Genomic DNA, 301 nt, shown 5'->3' with positions numbered 1-301 from the left:
TTGCGACAGTCTGCCGCTGGCCGCCCGAGAGCGACGCTACCGGTTCGCGCACGCTGGGTATGCGCGCCGACAGCTCCTTGAGCAGGGTCCATGCGCGCACCTCCATCGAAACCTCGTCGAGGCGGAGCGGATGGAGCTCGCGGCCGAGGAAGATGTTGTCGGCGACGCTGAGTTCCGGAACGAGGTTGAGCTCCTGGTGGATGATGGCGATGCCGGCGTCCTCGGCGTCGCGAACGCCGGCGAAACGGACCGCCTGATCGTCGATGGCGACAGTGCCTTCGTAGTCGGTATAGACGCCAGA

1 protein-coding gene is annotated in these 301 nt (G+C 66.1%); it reads right to left on the bottom strand.

The annotated features are described in order from the left end of the window. Window positions 1–301: ATP-binding cassette domain-containing protein (locus tag EN807_RS34390; protein ID WP_135938082.1), on the bottom strand; the 301-nt coding region annotated here is incomplete at both ends.

Source organism: Mesorhizobium sp. M5C.F.Ca.ET.164.01.1.1, assembly GCF_004792125.1.
GTDB classification, from domain to species: domain Bacteria; phylum Pseudomonadota; class Alphaproteobacteria; order Rhizobiales; family Rhizobiaceae; genus Mesorhizobium; species Mesorhizobium wenxiniae.
This window is presented reverse-complemented; position numbering and strand designations above follow the sequence as displayed.